General features: G+C 45.8%; 17 protein-coding genes and 2 tRNA genes. 9 read left to right on the top strand and 10 right to left on the bottom strand.

Going from position 1 to position 16,667, the window contains the following annotated elements; all coding sequences use genetic code 11:
• Positions 1 to 379 precede the first annotated feature (379 nt).
• Both HGH47_RS03105 and HGH47_RS03100 read left to right on the top strand, forming a co-directional pair.
• On the top strand, positions 380 to 898 hold the full coding sequence (locus tag HGH47_RS03105) for an FKBP-type peptidyl-prolyl cis-trans isomerase (protein ID WP_212565349.1): 519 nt from the start codon (positions 380 to 382) through the stop codon (positions 896 to 898).
• 12 nt (positions 899 to 910) lie between these two features.
• On the top strand, positions 911 to 2,026 hold the full coding sequence (locus tag HGH47_RS03100) for a Gx transporter family protein (RefSeq protein ID WP_212565350.1): 1,116 nt from the start codon (positions 911 to 913) through the stop codon (positions 2,024 to 2,026).
• Positions 2,027 to 2,082: 56 nt separating this feature from the next.
• Here HGH47_RS03100 and HGH47_RS03095 read toward each other — a convergent pair whose 3' ends face one another.
• The 3 genes from HGH47_RS03095 to eno all read right to left on the bottom strand — a co-directional run bounded on the left by HGH47_RS03095 (position 2,083) and on the right by eno (position 5,099).
• Positions 2,083 to 3,240 carry a hypothetical protein gene (locus tag HGH47_RS03095; protein WP_230974436.1) on the bottom strand — a complete coding sequence of 386 codons (1,158 nt, stop codon included), beginning with the start codon at positions 3,238 to 3,240 and terminating at the stop codon, positions 2,083 to 2,085.
• A complete protein-coding gene (locus tag HGH47_RS03090; RefSeq protein WP_212565351.1) occupies positions 3,233 to 3,613 on the bottom strand; it encodes a RidA family protein in 381 nt (126 codons plus the stop codon). Before HGH47_RS03090 ends, HGH47_RS03095 begins: the two co-directional genes overlap by 8 nt.
• A gap of 187 nt (positions 3,614 to 3,800) precedes the next feature.
• Positions 3,801 to 5,099, bottom strand: a complete 1,299-nt coding sequence (gene eno / locus HGH47_RS03085; RefSeq protein WP_212565352.1) for a phosphopyruvate hydratase — start codon at positions 5,097 to 5,099, stop codon at positions 3,801 to 3,803.
• Positions 5,100 to 5,177: 78 nt separating this feature from the next.
• On the opposite strand from eno, the gene HGH47_RS03080 reads away from it, so the two are divergent.
• A complete protein-coding gene (locus HGH47_RS03080; protein WP_432910290.1) occupies positions 5,178 to 6,155 on the top strand; it encodes a UPF0158 family protein in 978 nt (325 codons plus the stop codon).
• 36 nt (positions 6,156 to 6,191) lie between these two features.
• Here the strand turns inward: HGH47_RS03080 and HGH47_RS03075 are convergent.
• Together HGH47_RS03075 and HGH47_RS03070 are read right to left on the bottom strand one after the other, a co-directional pair.
• Positions 6,192 to 6,265, bottom strand: a tRNA-Arg gene (locus HGH47_RS03075).
• 65 nt (positions 6,266 to 6,330) lie between these two features.
• Positions 6,331 to 6,402: transfer RNA gene (locus HGH47_RS03070), tRNA-His, on the bottom strand.
• Positions 6,403 to 6,518: 116 nt separating this feature from the next.
• Here HGH47_RS03070 and def point away from each other — a divergent pair.
• From def to HGH47_RS03040, 6 genes are all read left to right on the top strand, one after another.
• Entirely contained in the window at positions 6,519 to 7,040 is a 522-nt protein-coding gene (gene def, locus HGH47_RS03065) for a peptide deformylase (protein ID WP_432910287.1), read from the top strand.
• The gene (gene fmt / locus HGH47_RS03060) at positions 7,040 to 8,017 is read left to right on the top strand and encodes a methionyl-tRNA formyltransferase (protein WP_432910286.1); all 978 of its coding nucleotides are present in this window, start codon (positions 7,040 to 7,042) and stop codon (positions 8,015 to 8,017) included. The genes def and fmt overlap by 1 nt, the downstream gene beginning before the upstream one ends.
• A 15-nt stretch (positions 8,018 to 8,032) precedes the next feature.
• Positions 8,033 to 9,034, top strand: a complete 1,002-nt coding sequence (locus HGH47_RS03055) for a PASTA domain-containing protein (protein WP_212565356.1) — start codon at positions 8,033 to 8,035, stop codon at positions 9,032 to 9,034.
• A 111-nt stretch (positions 9,035 to 9,145) separates the two neighbouring features.
• Positions 9,146 to 11,137 carry an excinuclease ABC subunit UvrB gene (gene uvrB / locus HGH47_RS03050; protein WP_253675574.1) on the top strand — a complete coding sequence of 664 codons (1,992 nt, stop codon included), beginning with the start codon at positions 9,146 to 9,148 and terminating at the stop codon, positions 11,135 to 11,137.
• Positions 11,138 to 11,407: 270 nt separating this feature from the next.
• On the top strand, positions 11,408 to 12,334 hold the full coding sequence (locus HGH47_RS03045) for an Rpn family recombination-promoting nuclease/putative transposase (protein ID WP_253675575.1): 927 nt from the start codon (positions 11,408 to 11,410) through the stop codon (positions 12,332 to 12,334).
• Complete coding sequence (locus tag HGH47_RS03040) at positions 12,327 to 12,392, top strand: UvrB/UvrC motif-containing protein (protein WP_212566607.1); 66 nt, start codon at positions 12,327 to 12,329, stop codon at positions 12,390 to 12,392. Before HGH47_RS03045 ends, HGH47_RS03040 begins: the two co-directional genes overlap by 8 nt.
• A gap of 253 nt (positions 12,393 to 12,645) precedes the next feature.
• Here HGH47_RS03040 and HGH47_RS03035 read toward each other — a convergent pair whose 3' ends face one another.
• From HGH47_RS03035 to HGH47_RS03015, 5 genes are all read right to left on the bottom strand, one after another.
• Complete coding sequence (locus HGH47_RS03035) at positions 12,646 to 12,987, bottom strand: hypothetical protein (protein ID WP_253675576.1); 342 nt, start codon at positions 12,985 to 12,987, stop codon at positions 12,646 to 12,648.
• A 77-nt stretch (positions 12,988 to 13,064) separates the two neighbouring features.
• On the bottom strand, positions 13,065 to 13,289 hold the full coding sequence (locus tag HGH47_RS03030; RefSeq protein ID WP_212565360.1) for a hypothetical protein: 225 nt from the start codon (positions 13,287 to 13,289) through the stop codon (positions 13,065 to 13,067).
• A 10-nt stretch (positions 13,290 to 13,299) separates the two neighbouring features.
• Entirely contained in the window at positions 13,300 to 13,917 is a 618-nt protein-coding gene (locus tag HGH47_RS03025; RefSeq protein WP_212565361.1) for a hypothetical protein, read from the bottom strand.
• A gap of 202 nt (positions 13,918 to 14,119) precedes the next feature.
• Positions 14,120 to 15,667, bottom strand: coding sequence for an SLBB domain-containing protein (locus tag HGH47_RS03020; protein ID WP_253675577.1), 1,548 nt, complete (start codon positions 15,665 to 15,667; stop codon positions 14,120 to 14,122).
• Positions 15,657 to 16,664, bottom strand: a complete 1,008-nt coding sequence (locus HGH47_RS03015; protein WP_432910281.1) for a GNVR domain-containing protein — start codon at positions 16,662 to 16,664, stop codon at positions 15,657 to 15,659. Before HGH47_RS03015 ends, HGH47_RS03020 begins: the two co-directional genes overlap by 11 nt.
• Positions 16,665 to 16,667: the final 3 nt, after the last annotated feature.

Below are 16,667 nucleotides of genomic sequence, written 5' to 3'. Positions count from 1 at the left end.
CATCTATCATTAAAAGGATAAATAGTTCCGCTTATTTTATATGGGCAGCTCTAAAAACTTGGTTAGATTTTTAGAGCTGCCCGACGAGTTTTTAGATAAGTCTTTTTATTTATTGATATGACTTATCTAAAAACATCGCAAAAGGATTTAAGGAAAATCTTTAAAAACTGAAGTTTTTAAAGATTCCCAATATTTTTGTATGATGATATATGAACGGGTGCATATCATCAAAACTAAACGGTTGATTTCGAAATATAGCATAAACGGTCTACAGAGGTCAAGGGTGCGAAAAGAAGTACAAAATTTCGCACAAAAAGAAGCCCCCCGCATTTGAACTTTTGCCTTGCCCGAAAGTAGGAAAATCGGTATCATAGTCAGCATGAAAATTGCAGATGATTGTTTGGTTACACTTGAGTATACCTTAAAGGATGATGATCAAAAGGTTTTAGATTCATCGGAACAGATGGGACCGCTAGACTATGTTCACGGTTATCGGCAGCTTATTCCCGGCTTGGAAAAAGCGCTTGAAGGGCGAGAAGCCGGAGAAAGCTTTTCGCTTACGGTAGCGCCTCAGCAAGCTTACGGCGAAATCGATCCGCGCGCCGTCTTTGAGGTAAGCCGTGCACAGTTTCCGCCCGACACACAGCTGGAAGTCGGCATGGAGTTTGAAACAAGCGGTCACCATGTGGTAATAACCGGTATTGACGGCGATATTATCACGCTGGATGCCAACCATCCGCTTGCCGGAAAGACCTTACACTTTGATATAAAGGTTGCCGGTGTACGAGATGCTACCCCCGAAGAGCTTGAAGAAGTTCAACAATCCTTCGCAGGCGGATGCGGAAGCAGCTGCGGTACAGGTGAAGGCGGCTGCGGCGGGTGTTCAGGCTGCCATTAAGCCGGTTGTACTATGAATAAAAAACAGGATGCGTTGGTACCGGTTTTCGGCGCCTTGTGCTTTTTCCTTTCGGCTATTGAGTTTGTTATTCCCAAGCCGCTGCCGTTTTTGCGGATAGGACTTGCAAATGTTCCGCTGATGCTGGCGCTTGATGTACTGTCGTTTCCGGCGTTTTTATTGCTGACGGCAATAAAAATTCTCGGACAAGCTTTTATCAGCGGAACGCTCTTTTCTTATCTTATCCTGTTTTCGGCAGCAGGAACAATCGGTTCCGCACTTGTGATGTACGCCTTACATAAGATTCCACGTAAGGTGCTATCGCTCGCCGGAATCAGTATGGCAGGGGCTTTTGTATCGAACTGCATACAACTTTTTATCGGTCGTTTCTGTATCTTCGGAGAAGGGATTCTCTATATGATACCGCCGTTTCTCTTTATCGGTGCGGTAACGTCCTTGATCCTCGGTATTTTTTGCGAAACCTTTGAAGCGGAATCCGAATGGTATGCTCATGTACGGGACGCCGATTCTCCGCTATACGTGCAGTTGCCTGACAATACGAACCCTGCCGCTTATCCGTGGATCCGGCTGATAACCGGCTTTACCTTGCTAATTGCACTCTTATTTATACCGGGCTTACCGGCAAAGGCAGTCATTTTTTTCGCCGGCTTTTTACTTTGCCTTGCGGAAAAACAAAAAATATATTGGATACCGCTCTGTATTTCAACGGTGGGTATTATCATCTGCCATCTTTTTATTCCGGTGGGGAGAGAGCTTTTCTCGATTGGAAGGTTCTCTCTTACAAGCGGAGCATTGCTGAACGGTTCGGAAAAAGCCGTTATTCTGCAAGCGATGATCTTTCTTTCACGATGGACACTGCAGGTGCGTATCCGATTTCCGGGGACGCTTGGCGTCGTACTTGACGAATCCCTTTACATATTTAAACAGTTGCTTGAGTTTAAAGACAGGATACGCCCCCGCCATCTTATCACAAGCATCGACGAGCTGCTGCTCAGCCTTCCCTTTATTATCAACAACCCCGAGGCAAAACATAGAGGGATTAAAGCCTTACACAAATCAGACAGCCGAAAGGATGATACCTCGGAACACATCTCTGGAAACGCTGATTAAAGCGATGAACGCATTTAATCCGGCGCGCCCAGAGGATGTCTCCGCATATTTTTTGGTTATAAGCCTAATTCACCCAGCTCGGCGGTAAAGATGCCTGTGCGTCCGACTTCGTAGAATACCGATTCTTCCCAAGCGACGGTAATCTCCGTAGCCGAGATAGAAAACGCGGTATAGATAAAGTTTTCCGGCAAAGACGGTAAATGCAGTTTCTGTATGCTGTTATCGCCGGTATTAAGCAGCAACGTCCCATTAGGTAATAGGATTGCGGCATTCTGCTTACCGTCTCTTTGGGGATACTGAACTGCATAAACGGTTACCGGTACCCGCTCTTCCATAGTATCGTTTGTTTGATCCCGTGCAGGTTTAAAGAAAATCGTACTATCCGACGCACCTTCGGTGAATACTTTCAAGTACAAATCCCTATCACTTTCGATTATGTCCGCCAATTCTTTGAGCATATCAGGCATCCGGTTGTAAAGCGGCGGTTCGCAGGCTGCTCTAAATTCTTCTGCAGATAGTTGTTTGATATGGTTATAGGCATCATTCTGCATAAAGACGGCAAAATTGCTGCATTTTACATACGAGAAGGAAATATCCGCTCCGCTATCAGCCTTAAAACTTGCATACCATTGCCCGCCTACCTGCTCAAGCGATTTACACTGCGCTTCCTTAGGTAAATGCAGATTTGTTACATCGGCTACGGGCGTATAGACTTTGCATTCAGGGTCAGTACGTAACAAGAAGTGCGTATTTTCTGATGTGCCGCGCGATGAAAAGATCGAATTTTGATAGATACGGATAAAATACTGTCCGTCCACTGTATACAGATCCCCCGCGGTGGCGTGTGAAAAAAGCTCATGCCCAAGAGAAAGCGATGCGCCTGCTTGTAAGGAGTGAATCGGATACAGCCCGCACTTATTGATTAAAAAGACGGTATCCCCCTGATTTAAACCGAAATCGGCAACGCGAACCGCCTCCGTCCACGGTTTAAACGCCGCAGCAGGTATTTCGGAAACAGCATCGGCATTTTTTAATTGCACAGAACCGTTGCCGTCAACGGAAAAATATTTCCAATGATTGACAGACGGCTCTTCAACCGGCACCGCCGATGCGCTTTCTTGCGCTGGGGGGACTTCGGTTTCCGTCTTTTGTTTTGTACAAGCGGAAAAAACAAGCGCTGCTGCAAGCGGCAGCGCCAACATCGACTTACGCAAGAGCGATTGCCTCAATTTCGACCAGTCCGTCTTTCGGCAGGCGGGCAACTTCTACAGCGGAGCGCCCCGGATAGTTTCCGGTACCGAATACCTCGCTGTACACTTTGTTCATTTCCGCAAAATTGTTCATATCGCTTAAAAACACGGTTGTTTTAAGCACCTTATCCAAACTGCTGCCGCCGGCTTCGAGCACCGCTTTCAGGTTCATCAGCGATTGACGGGTTTGTTCGGCAATACCGCCCGGAACAAAAGCGCCCGTAGCGGGATCAATCGGCAGCTGACCGGAGGTGAAAATCAAGCCGTTTGCGGCTGTTCCCTGTGAGTACGGTCCGATTGCGGCCGGCGCCTTATCTGTTGCAATAATCTGTTTCATAAATAAATCCTCCTATAAATCAATTAGTAATTGGTAATTTGTAATGGGTAATTACTATCATTTTTAATTATGAATATATAATTAAAAATATTAAATCAGCATGCGGACATCGGACTCGTTTTTCATTTAGAAAAAGAACTTCCGAATATCCGCTTGGAACTGCTTAGAAATATCCGCCTATAACTGCTTAAAACCCGTAGCGTGCGAAGGTTGCGGCGCCTGCATAGCGGGCTTGGCAGCCGAGTTCTTCTTCGATGCGAATCAGCTGATTGTACTTTGCAATACGGTCGCTGCGGCTCATCGAACCGGTTTTGATTTGTCCCGCTTCTACGGCAACGGCGAGGTCGGCGATAAACGCATCCTCGGTTTCACCTGAGCGGTGGGAGATAACGGCAGTGTACCCCGCATTCTGCGCCATGCGTACCGCATCGATGGTTTCGGTAACCGTACCGATCTGATTGAGCTTAATCAGAATGGAGTTACAGGCCTTTTCTTTAATACCGCGCTGCAGCCGTTCGGTGTTGGTAACAAAGAAGTCGTCGCCGACAATCTGAATTTTGCTGCCGAGTTCTTTGGTCAGGCGGGCATAGCCTTCCCAATCATTTTGATCGAGCGGGTCTTCGATAGAAACAATCGGATAGGTGTTAATCCACTTTTTGTAGATTTCGATCATCTCATCCGCAGTGAACAGCTTGTCGGGATTGGACTTCCAGAATTTATAGCCCTTGCGTCCGCCTTCATCGAACAATTCGGAAGAAGCGCAGTCAAGCGCGATGGCAATATCGGTGCGCGGCTTGTAACCTGCCTTATTGATTGCCTTCATAATATATTCCAACGCTGCTTCGTTATCGATATCCGGAGCAAAACCTCCTTCATCGCCGACGGAGGTTGCCTTGCCGTCCGCCTTTAAAAGGCTCTTTAACGCATGGAACACTTCCGCAGTCATGCGCACAGCTTCGTGGATAGACTCGGCGCCGATCGGCATCACCATGTATTCCTGAAAGTCGATTTTGTTGTCGGAATGCTTGCCGCCGTTGATAATGTTTGCCATCGGTACCGGCATTTGCAGCGTATGTGCGCCGCCCAAGTAGCGGTACAGCGGTAAACCGACATAGTCGGCGGCAGCGCGTGCAACCGCCATAGAAACACCGAGCATCGCATTAGCGCCGAGTTTCGATTTGTTCGGTGTGCCATCCAGATTGAGCATAGTCTGATCGATTTCAGCCTGCTCCAAGGCATCCATTCCTTCAAGCTCTTCTGCAATAACGGTATTCACATTATCGACAGCCTTTAACACACCCTTGCCGCCGTAGCGTTTCGCATCACCGTCGCGCATCTCAAGCGCTTCAAACTCTCCGGTAGATGCTCCCGACGGAACACAGGCGCGGCCGAAACTGCCGTCGCTCAACGCAACATCAACTTCAACGGTAGGATTTCCGCGGGAATCGAGAATCTCACGTCCTTCAATATACACAATATCGCTCATATACGACCTCCCATATTGTTATGGATAATTTATAATAGACATACATTTTACACTTATTTTATGATATAATCAAATGGTATGACATTTATTTTATCACCTGAAATAATCGATGATATTATGTTTTCGATGGAAAATCAGGATCAAATTCTTTCGTTCGATGCGCTTGAAGGTATCTGTGTCGACATGGATGAGATTGACGATGATTATGAGACGACTATCGATGATCAACGTTATTATGATCTCCCTGAATGGACTTCTGCCCAAGGCTTCCGTGTAATGGAACAGTTTACGACGCGGGTACACAACCCTCTGCTGAGAGAAGCGCTGCTGAATGCCCTCGGTCAGCGGAAAGGAGTGTTCCGCCGGTATAAAGAAGTGCTAAAAACCGCACCTACCGTCGAGCGCGAATGGTACCGCTTCAAGGATCAGCAAATGAAAGCTGCCGTTTACGAATGGTACAATGAACTCAGGATGATCTGGGGGTTGGAAAAAATCGGTTTTGAAGATGAAACAGACCCTCAACTTTTACAGGAAGATTTTATATTTCAAATTGAAAAACACGATGCATTGAATCGCGAACTTTTGCAAAATTTTATCCGTAAAACGGAAGAAACTTCCGACGACGGCGATAAGATACTATCCTTTGATGATTTCGATGAAAGGGCGGCCTTTGAGGCGGCTAGGATGCTCGGGTACACATCATTTTTTGACGCAAATGTATGCGCCGCCGCTGAACAAAAGCACGGCACAACTCAGCATAATGCCGCATATATCACTGCGTCGAACGAGAATGGACTGTGTGGGGTGTGCTCCATCGTTGCATTTCCATTTAATGAAAGTTTTTGTATTCCGTTCTTACGGGTATTGCCTGAGTATCGGGGGCTTGGACTCGGCAAGGCGCTTTTACAGCGTGCCTGCGTCTACAGCGCACCCTTAGCTGCTACGCTGTTATTTGCCGACTTTTGCACGCCGTCCCATTTTATTACGGAACTTGAACGGAACGGATTTAAGCGGATGGGACTGTTGTATGTAAAAGATTTGTCTATTGAAGAGTAACAGGAATTGTTTAAAAAAAGTGAATAGGTAAAAAAATGCGCCCGACACGGCTCGAACGTGCGACCTACGGATTCGAAGTCCGTTGCTCTATCCAGCTGAGCTACAGGCGCATTTTCCGTTATGCCCAAAACAGACTAATGTATAAACATCTGCCCATTGAGCACAAACGTAAAAGGGTGGGTGATGGGGTTCGAACCCACGACAACCAGATCCACAATCTGGCGCTCTACCACTGAACTACACCCACCGTGAATGCCAAGGATGATGCCAGATAAGCCCAAAAAAGTCAAGTAGCCGTTGATAGATGCGTGTGCCTTGCAAACACATTGACCGCACCGCATAAATTTTGTACTATGATGCGCAATGAAGGTACTGTATTTAGGTGAAGAAACGCTCCGGCAGCCCTCAAAGCCGGTAGAACATATCGATGAAACCTTGCATGAATTGATACGGGAAATGTTTATAACGATGGATACTGATAAGGGTATCGGTTTGGCGGCGCCTCAGATAGGAAAAAACATAAGACTTTTTATCGTAAAAATCGATGACGGCGTTGAACGGGTGTTTATCAATCCGCTCATTGTCGGTACTTCGGAAAAGCAATGCAGCTACGAAGAAGGCTGTTTAAGCATCCCTAAAATGTATGCGGATGTTATCCGCCCCGAAGCCGTAACCGTGCAATATCAGGATATGAATGGACGGCGTAGGACGATAGAAGCAACCGGTTTACTCGCGCGGGTTATCCAACATGAGTATGATCACCTTGAAGGCGTCCTTTTCATCGATCGGTTATCCGAAAAAGAACGGGATAGCCTCGTTGCAAAGTTCACTCAACAGCAAGAGCGCAAAAAACAGCGCGAAGCAAAAAAGCGGGCGCGTGCATAATGAATGTTTTTTTCGCCGGGACTCCCGATTGTGCAATTCCGGCATTGCAGGCAATCGCAAAGGCATATCCTCTTGCCGGTGTGCTGACCGCTCCGCCCGCCCGTGTCGGACGCGGTAAAAAATATGCGGACTCTGCTATAGCGCAGGCGGTTGCCGAACTAAAAGAACACGGCGTTATCGCTCAGGAGGTACCGGTACTGACGCCCGAAAAACTAAATGCGGACTTCCGCGAAGCCGTAGCAGCGCTCAGACCCGATATAATGGTATGTTTTGCCTATGGAAAGATTTTCGGCCCCAAGGCGCTGGCGCTCTTTCCCAAACACGCGCTCAATATTCATCCATCCCTGCTGCCCCACTGGCGAGGCCCGAGTCCGGTACCCGCAGCAATCCTTGCAGGAGACAGCATAACCGGTGTAACCGTTCAGTATATGGCGCAGGAAATGGATGCGGGAGACATCATCATTCAAAAAGAACTGCCGGTTGAATCGTCCGATACGACCGAAACACTGTTAACCCGCTGTGCAGAACTCGGCGCTTTGCTCATCGTGCAAGCGCTTAAAATGGTAGAAACAGGTTCCGTCACTGCAACGCCGCAACATCATGAAACGGCATCGTACTGTACTCTGATACAAAAAGACAGCGGATTACTGAACTGGCAGGACAATGCTGCCGCAATAGACCGGAAAATACGCGCCTACACCCCGTGGCCGGGAGCCTTTACCTATTGGGTTGGCTCAAAACTTTCTATTACACAGGCTCATCCGTATGCGGGGAACGCAGCGGCGGAATCTCCCGAAACGCCGGGACTGGTACTCGGCATTGATAAACGGGAAGGCGTCTTGATACAAACGGGAAAGGGTATTTTAGCGGTTCAGATACTCCAAAAAGAAACCAAAAAAGCAATGCAATGGAAGGATTTTTTAAACGGAGCAACCGGTTTTATCGGAACAACGCTCCGGTCTCTTCCTGAAACATAAATCTAAGGATTAACTATGGGTATAGGTGATATTGCTGATGATATCAGCGGAAACGGAAAAACAATTGTTATTACATCGTTGGTGATGCTCATCGTTTTTGTTGCGGTTTCGACGCTGGTCTTTTTTATTTCGTTAAAAAGTGCCGAACAGGTGATGGTGCCGAATGTTGTCGGTAAAGATTTACCCGAAGCGCTGCTCGATTTGCAGGCGCGTGAGCTCTATCCGCGCATTCAGCTCCGCTATTCTCAAAAAGCGGACGAAAAAGGGCTTATCCTTGAACAGGATCCCAGCCCGGGAGCTATCGTCAAAGGAGGCAAGCGGATCGAGCTGGTGGTAAGCCAAGGGACTGTTATCGATACGGTACAGAATTATATCGGAGAAAATATCGAAGATGTACAAAACCGGATACGGGAGTTGTTTACTTCCGGCAGCCGTCAATACATCCGGATTAAACAGCCGTATTTGACGAAATACAGCGCCGAACCTGCAGGCACCATCCTTGAGCAGGAACCCGCAGCGGGAACACCGATTTCAAATAATATGGAGCTGACCTTTGTGGTAAGCAAGGGAACGCAAACGGAAACAACCCAAGTTCCCGATATGACCGGCGCCGATCTTAAAAAAATATATCAGGTAATGCAAAGAGCTGCGGTAACCTTTGCTTTTACCGCAGGCAGCGCCACGGGAACGGATATTACCGTACAACAGCAAAGTGCCGCAGCACAGAGTGAAGTTCCGGTATTTTCTCCGGTAACACTGACCGTTTCCCTACCGGAATCGGCAAACGGTATGGTGTCCGGCATCCTTAAAACAACACTGGCAGAGTTTCCCTATCCCTTTACCGTTTCGCTCTATGCAGCGTATCCCAACGGGGATAAAGATCTCCTTACCTCATTCCGGCATCCGGGCGGCGCATGTTCAGTACCATACACCGTTCCGGAAGGAACAAAGCTGTCGCTGGAAGTACTCAACAAAGAGGTTTACACCGAAACGGTAGGCGCAAATACAGCGGAATAGGCGGTTGCTGCAGGGCACGCGCTTGTACCACCCCTCACCCGTTCTCCGCTAGGACTATATTATATTTTCCTTCTACACAAACCGTGCGTAATAAGGTACACTTCTTCCATTATGAAGCAGTTTAAACTCATGGCGGATTATCAGCCTGCCGGAGACCAAGGGGATGCAATACGGCAGCTTGCGGACGGTATACTGGCAGGCGATCGGTTTCAAACGCTCAAAGGCGTCACCGGTTCGGGTAAAACCTTTACGATGGCGAATATCATTCAGGCGGTACAAAAGCCGACGCTGATTATCAGCCACAACAAAACGCTTGCGGCGCAGCTTTACCGCGAGTTCAAAGGCTTTTTCCCGGAAAATGCCGTTGAATACTTTGTTTCATACTACGATTACTACCAGCCGGAAGCCTACGTCCCGGCGCGGGACCTTTATATCGAAAAAGATGCTTCTATCAACGACGAAATAGACCGGCTCCGGCTTTCGGCAACATTCAGTTTGATGGAGCGGCGGGATGTTATCGTTGTGTCGACGGTATCCTGCATCTACGGTTTGGGCTTGCCCGAATCGTGGCGCGATTTACGCATCACCATAGAAAAAGGACAGACCATTGATCCCGGAAAACTCAAAAAGCAGCTGATCAGTCTGCAATATGAGCGGAACGATGCGGTGTTGGAGCGCGGTCGGTTCCGTGTCAAGGGCGATGTGATGGAAGTATTCCCTGCGTATATGGAAGAAGCCTACCGCATTGAGTTTGACTGGGAAGAGATTGTGCGTATCCGCCGCTTTAATCCGCTGACCGGAGATGTGAGCCAAGAATACGAAGAGCTTTCGATTTATCCTGCAAAGCACTTTGTTATGCCGGAGAATGCGATACCTAATGCTATCGAGCGGATTAAACAAGAGCTTGATACCCGTTTGGAAACACTCAAGACGCAGGGAAAGCTCTTGGAGGCGGAACGGCTGAAAACCCGTACCGAATACGACATCGAAATGCTCTCCGAGATGGGCTATTGTCCGGGGATAGAAAACTACTCTGCGCCGATTGCAAACCGCAAGCCCGGGGAGCCGCCTGCAACGCTTTTGCATTACTTTCCCAAAGACTTTCTCCTTTTTATGGACGAAAGCCATGTAACCTTTCCGCAAATCGGCGCGATGTACGAAGGCGACCGCAGCCGTAAGCAGAACCTTGTGGACTTCGGCTTCCGGCTCCCCTGCGCACTGGATAACCGCCCGCTCAAAATGAAAGAGTTTGAGCAGATGCTCAATCAGGCAATATTTGTTTCCGCAACGCCCGGCCCCAAAGAGCTGCAGTATTCCACCCGCGTTGTTGAGCAGCTCATCCGCCCGACCGGTTTGTTAGACCCGCTCATCGAAATTCATCCGAGTGAGGGGCAGATGGAGCATATCTACGGTGAGGTGAAAAAACGTATCGTAAAGGATGAGAGGAGTCTCATTCTCACGCTTACCAAGAAGATGGCGGAAGACCTTACCGACTACCTCACCGGTCTGGGCTTAAAGGTAAAGTACATTCACAGCGAAGTGGAAACCATCGAGCGGGTAGAAATCCTCAAGGGCTTGAGGGCGGGTGAGTTCGATGTGCTGATCGGAATTAACCTTCTGCGGGAAGGTATCGACCTGCCGGAAGTATCGTTTATCGGTATCCTCGATGCGGATAAAATCGGCTTTTTGCGTTCAACCACCAGCCTCGTACAGATTGTCGGGCGGGCGGCGCGTAATGCCAACGGCAGCGTGGTGATGTATGCCGACCGCATCAGCGATGCGATGAAGGAAACCATAGAAGAAACAACCCGCCGCCGTTCAATCCAGCAAGCATATAACGAGGCGCATGGCATTACGCCCAAGACTATTAAAAAATCCATCGAGGATATTCTGGTACGCGAAGCGGAAATCAAAAAAGAAGCCGCCCGTACCGAAACGGAACCGCTCGTCAACAGCTTTAATATTTTGAACCCCGCCGACCGTAAAAAGCTTATCAAAAAGCTCGAAGCGCAGATGGCAGAATATGCCGACATGCTCCTCTTTGAAGAAGCGGCGGTCATTCGCGACAAGATTGAAGAGATTAAAAGATTGGGCTCCTTTTGAAATATACGGTATATCTGCGTTGTCGCTTAACAAAAAACAGTCCTCGACGTACAAAAAGTACGCCTGCGGATGTTTTTTGTACGCTCCTAGCATCTGTGGCGTCTATTTTCAAAAGCCTGGTTCAAAAATATACGACATATCTACTGCGTCATACGGTAAAAAAGTGTCCTCAACGTATCAGAACGTCCTCGGATGGACGAGGACGTTCTGATTAGAGAGGTTATAAAATTGTGGTAAGTATGGTATAATAACGTACAAGTGAGGTACGCTATGCCAAAGCACAACCGCAGGTACAAAGACTCGGTGTTTGTCGACCTTTTCAGCGAAGACGAAAAGGCAAAAGAAAACTTCTTGTCGTTGTATAATGCCTTACATAATACTAATTTACAGCTTTCATGTCCGGTAGAAAACATACGGCTTGATAATGTCATGTACATGAATATTATCAACGATATATCTTGCCTTGTAGACAATAAGATTGTTGTTCTTGCGGAGCATCAGTCTACTATCAATGAAAATATGCCGATACGCTTTTTACAATATATCGCGCGGCTCTACGAAAAGCTGCAAACTCCGACAGACAGATACTTAAGAAAGCTGTCAAAAATACCTACACCGGAATTTTACGTCTTTTACAATGGGATGGAAGACTACCCTGAAACTACAATTTTAAAGCTTTCAGATGCATTTATGACAAAATCGGATGCCCTGCCGCTGGAACTTATCGTAAAGGTCTATAATATAAATACGAGGAAGGGAGCACAAATATTAAGCTGTTGCAGAACTTTAGATGAATACAGTTTGTTTGTAGAAGAAGTACGCATACAAACACAACTCGACCCTGAAAACGGCTTTACGAATGCGGTAAAAATATGTATAGAAAAAGGTATCTTAAAGGAATACTTACAAAGAAAATCACGGGAGGTAATTAATATGCTAGTAGCAGAATACGACTATGATACGGACATTGCGGTACAGCGAGCAGAAGCGGGCAGAATAGCCTTTGCCGAGGGTATTGAGCAAGGTATTGAGCAAGGCATTGAACAGGGTATTAAACAGGGTATTAAACAAGGATTTTCCGATGGAGCGTACCAAACAAAGCTTGAAACGGCAAAACTTATGCGTATACATAATTACTCGATTGGCGAAATTTGTACAATGACCGGTCTCAGCCAAGAAGAAGTAGAAAGTGTTTGAAGAGGCGGCGGTCATTCGCGACAAGATCGAAGAGATTAAAAGATTGGGCTCCTTTTGAAATATACGACATATCTACTGCGTCATACGGTAAAAAAGTATCCTCAACGTATCGGAACGGACAAGGATGTCCGTGGTTATAAGCAGTAGCGATGTTTTTGCGCAGCAAAAACTCGCGTTCAAAAATTGACAAGGAGGTCAATTTTTGAACTTGCCACGGATGGCACTGGTTCTCGGCTCAGCAGCGTGTTTGCAGAGGAAACACGCTGCTGAGCTGCGCAACGGCAGGTACTAAACCACACGAATAAATTAGATTACTCCCAACATTTTTTCCAGAAATCTTCTGCATCTTGACCGGTAACCTTATAAGTATTACGCCATATCTCGTTAGGAAACATACCTCCACTAAGAAAATATTTACCAAAAGAAATATAAACATCCCAGTCATTAAGATTTTTGAAGTTATCCGCAAATGGGGGAAAATTATCCAGATACTTTTTAACAGTATCCTTAATTTCCGATGCAATTAGATTCCTTGCCTCACCTTCACTGATATTATGCTTTGCCTTAAGAATATCGATGATTTCTGGTGTTTCCAGTGATTTTTTCAGATTTTTTTCCAAAGCCAGGCGAACCAATGTCGATAATTTAAGCATATGAAATCCTCCTGCATGCTCATTATACTTACCATCGACTTCATCATCATCTACCGGAGGAATAGGTCTATCATAATTTACAGTCCACCTTTTGCTAAAAATACGCTTAGTTCATCTTCCAGTATTATGAGCTGAGCCTCCGCCTTTTTAATTTTTTCAAGCATAACTTGCTTTTGTATTTTTTCCAACTTGGCAAATACCGTATCAAAGAGCTCTTTTTCCGTTACTTTAGGTTCTTCATCAAGATATTCTATTTTATAATATCCGGTCCACGCCTCAAACGGCTGTTCGTTTTTCTGCATACAAATCTCCTTATGCTAGCCCCAACATCTCGCGCAGATGACCTTGGAACTCTCCGGATGTTGTCTCCCCATTCAAAAAAGCTTTTATCTCCTGCTTTATACCGGTAGGAAAGCGCCGCCAATAAGAACCCGTCCAATCATGCATTGCAGCGGTAAGACTGCGCTGTGTGTCAACCGGCATTTCGCCCAAACTGTACGAAACAAACTGTATAACCATTTCGTATAACAGATCGGCAGGAACACCTTGTACCGAACCGTTCTTTGCTAAAGAAGCGCGGCGGCTTTTTCCACGTTGACTGCTTGATTGAGGAATCCATGAATCAACCAGATCGACGATCTGATCCTTGGAAAGCTCAGGCGCTTCTTTTTGCAAAATATCGGTGGCGTAATTCCGAAAAGTATGCCGAACGCCATCCATACTAGCATCAATAGAAGCATAGATCGATTCCGACATTTTCTTGGCTGCTTCTTCCGGAGTAAACGGGAAGTTACCGTTTAACGCTCCCTCAAGCTGACCTTGCCGACGTTCAATTGCTGCAGCAAATGCATCGATTTCGCGTATATTCGCTTTATTCAATATATAATCAAGCGCAAAGAGGAAATCGCTGTCGCCCTTCGTATTGTTCATGAGGAAAGCATATACTATTTTACGGGATTTTTAAAGAGGAAGGATATAAGTGCGAAATCTTGTCTCAAATTTCGCACAGAAGGAAGATAACAACCTAAAATATTTTAGAGCGATTGCCTCAAAAAAGAAAGGAAAAATCTTGAGAAATCAACACCCCGACACAGAGCATCGGGGGATTAAACACTCCGCACGAATAAAAAATTTATCGCTTCGTCAAGGTAATGATAGAAGTAATGATAGTTAAAATCGTTGCTGTTACCGTAATGAGTGGTACATACATATTAAAATTATACATAAAGGCATTACTTTTTGCCGTAATAATCGTATTTGGACCGAGAATATCGTCCTTGGTAAGCTTTTTACCATACACATCCCTAATTACCACAGCTCCACCGGTATTCCGTTGATAGTCAAAACCGCCCGCTAATGCAATATAAAAGTCAGCTTTACGACCGGGAGTATACGGATACGAACCGGGATTCGTTACAGCACCATCAACGGTTACGGTTTGTTTAATCTCGGGAACAACCAGTCGGTCTTCTGCCTCGATCGGAATAATTTCGTGATAGGATTGATCAAACAATAGCGGACTTAAATTTATCGGTATCTGTTTTCCTTGCCGAAAGATATACGCTCCTGTAACATCAATCCACGGTTTAGTGAAAATCGGTAACCGCTCGCGAACGATCGAAATAAGATCATCCCCTTCATTAAAGGGAATTGGAATAGTCGTAGCCACAATTTTACCTTCACTGTCTTTATTTATTGCACTCGCAGTGGTCTGATTTGAAAGACCGCCTCTTATATTACCTGTCTGATTATCTGCTAAAAGCCCCGCTCGCGTTTCTGCATCAAGCGGCATATCCAGATACACAAAAGGCCGCAGTGTTTTTTGAGTATCAATATAGACTTTATCCAAATGCTGCAGCTGCTCATTTCCATCCGGCTCACCGCTCAGCGCAACAAAAAAAGAATCAAACTTCGTGCTTCCATCTTCTGTGTTTGTTGTACGGGTTATTTTAACCTGTGTTCTATTGGCTCCGGCGGTATATCCACTGCCGTAAACGTCAATCAGCTGAGCAAGCGTTTCTGTTTCTGCCAATTCATACGTTCCGGGACGCTCAACTGCTCCGGAAAGTGTAACACGCCGCTTAACACGTGGGATAGAGATTACATCACCGGGCGATAAATACGGGTCTTGAGTAAGATCCCCAAAACGTATTGCCTGAAAAAGATCATAATCAATTGTTTTTCCGGAACGCCCTGTAATAGACAGATAACGATTTGAAGCAAAATCCGTTAATAGACCGGTAATAGCTTGAGATGCGCGCATAAGTCCCCAGGCTTTTACTTCTGTTGTTTTATTCACTTCCCCCTTCACCGTTACGGTAAAAGTACTGGGGGCTGTAAGTACAAACTGAACCACACTCAGTGGATAATTTTGTGAAACCAGTGTTTCAACCTGTTTTTTAACTGCGAGAAATGTTTTGCCGTTCGTATTCACTGAACCCAAATTAGAAACACGGATAATGCCGCTTGAGTCCACAACGATCTGATAACTCACAGCATTTTGCCCAATCGTATAACCAAGTTGATATATATCCCCCGGCAAAACACGATAATCGGGATTCGCCATTGCTTGTTGAGCTAATCGCTTTGACTCAGTTTCCGCATCGGAATTTGAAGCTGCACACAATGAAAAAGCTGCAATAAAACATACACAGACGAGTAAAATAGTTTTATACTTCATGTGGCTTGTCCTTTTTCCGTAAGAACTTTGCCTGCACTTCAGGATCGCGATATATCTCCTGCACGGCATTCAAAAGGAAAGCAAGAAAAATCGAAAAGAATAATCCTGCAGCAAAAGCAACGATACATATTTTTGCGCGCGACGGTCCGGATTTTTTTTCGGGTACTTCGGGCATATCCAATATTTGAAATACCGGAGTTTCGCCCGCCATTTCTACTTTCAAAAGTTCATACTGAGCTTTTAATTGCCCGTATATCTTTTCTTGAATAGAAATTTCACGCTTGATTTGTTCTATCGTAAGAGCGGTACCTCTCATCCCACCTGATTGAGCTATTTTATTTTCCAAATTGCCTGCTTCCCGCTCTAAACGTTTTATTTCATCAAATGATTGTTTCAAACTTTTCTCTAAATTTTCTTTTTCGTGGACTTTTTTATCAAGACCAAGCTCTGCAAAACGTTTTTCATAATACTCAACAGCAATCAAGACAGCTTTCTGCGCAAACTCAGGCTCAATATGCGTAGCAGCTAATGAAAACACTCCACTTTTTTCATCCATTTTTGCTTTAAGTAAACCCTTGACTATGGTTCGGGTCTCGGTTTTGAGGAATTTTTTAATCTTATATTTTTCGGCAATATGCAATTCATCTGCAATAGTATCGAGAAAAGAATTACTGCCGGCAATATAGAGCGCTAACTGCTGCGTATTATCGCTGCCCCCCCCTGCTAGATTACCGAGACCGTTTTGCTGCAGCATCGACGCTAAAGTTCCACCGGAAGAACTTGTACTGCTTTGTATGCGCATAAAGGCTGTACTGGTGTATACATCCGGCATATATGACTTTTGGGGATCCATTTTTTTACCAATAAGAACATAGGTAAAAACACCTATTGAAACTATACCCGTTAGCCCAATAATCAGCCATTTCCAGCGCCATAATACGGCAGCTAAATCTAACAACGATATTTCGTCTGAATCGTTGTTTTCATTATATTCCACTGT

This window comes from Treponema sp. OMZ 805 (genome assembly GCF_050937395.1).
GTDB lineage: Bacteria > Spirochaetota > Spirochaetia > Treponematales > Treponemataceae > Treponema.
Note: the sequence above shows the minus strand (reverse complement) of the source record. Positions and strands in the feature narration are given on the sequence as shown.

What these genes read in the sequence shown, in the direction of transcription:
- HGH47_RS03090 (WP_212565351.1), bottom strand. Translation starts at nt 3,613, where the DNA reads ATGAAACAGATTATTGCAACAGATAAGGCGCCGGCCGCAATCGGACCG.
- HGH47_RS03020 (WP_253675577.1), bottom strand. Translation starts at nt 15,667, where the DNA reads ATGAAGTATAAAACTATTTTACTCGTCTGTGTATGTTTTATTGCAGCT.
- HGH47_RS03030 (WP_212565360.1), bottom strand. Translation starts at nt 13,289, where the DNA reads ATGCAGAAAAACGAACAGCCGTTTGAGGCGTGGACCGGATATTATAAA.
- HGH47_RS03080 (WP_432910290.1), top strand. Translation starts at nt 5,178, where the DNA reads ATGACATTTATTTTATCACCTGAAATAATCGATGATATTATGTTTTCG.
- fmt (WP_432910286.1), top strand. Translation starts at nt 7,040, where the DNA reads ATGAATGTTTTTTTCGCCGGGACTCCCGATTGTGCAATTCCGGCATTG.
- def (WP_432910287.1), top strand. Translation starts at nt 6,519, where the DNA reads ATGAAGGTACTGTATTTAGGTGAAGAAACGCTCCGGCAGCCCTCAAAG.
- HGH47_RS03055 (WP_212565356.1), top strand. Translation starts at nt 8,033, where the DNA reads ATGGGTATAGGTGATATTGCTGATGATATCAGCGGAAACGGAAAAACA.
- HGH47_RS03100 (WP_212565350.1), top strand. Translation starts at nt 911, where the DNA reads ATGAATAAAAAACAGGATGCGTTGGTACCGGTTTTCGGCGCCTTGTGC.
- HGH47_RS03045 (WP_253675575.1), top strand. Translation starts at nt 11,408, where the DNA reads ATGCCAAAGCACAACCGCAGGTACAAAGACTCGGTGTTTGTCGACCTT.
- eno (WP_212565352.1), bottom strand. Translation starts at nt 5,099, where the DNA reads ATGAGCGATATTGTGTATATTGAAGGACGTGAGATTCTCGATTCCCGC.
- HGH47_RS03035 (WP_253675576.1), bottom strand. Translation starts at nt 12,987, where the DNA reads ATGCTTAAATTATCGACATTGGTTCGCCTGGCTTTGGAAAAAAATCTG.
- HGH47_RS03025 (WP_212565361.1), bottom strand. Translation starts at nt 13,917, where the DNA reads ATGAACAATACGAAGGGCGACAGCGATTTCCTCTTTGCGCTTGATTAT.
- uvrB (WP_253675574.1), top strand. Translation starts at nt 9,146, where the DNA reads ATGAAGCAGTTTAAACTCATGGCGGATTATCAGCCTGCCGGAGACCAA.
- HGH47_RS03105 (WP_212565349.1), top strand. Translation starts at nt 380, where the DNA reads ATGAAAATTGCAGATGATTGTTTGGTTACACTTGAGTATACCTTAAAG.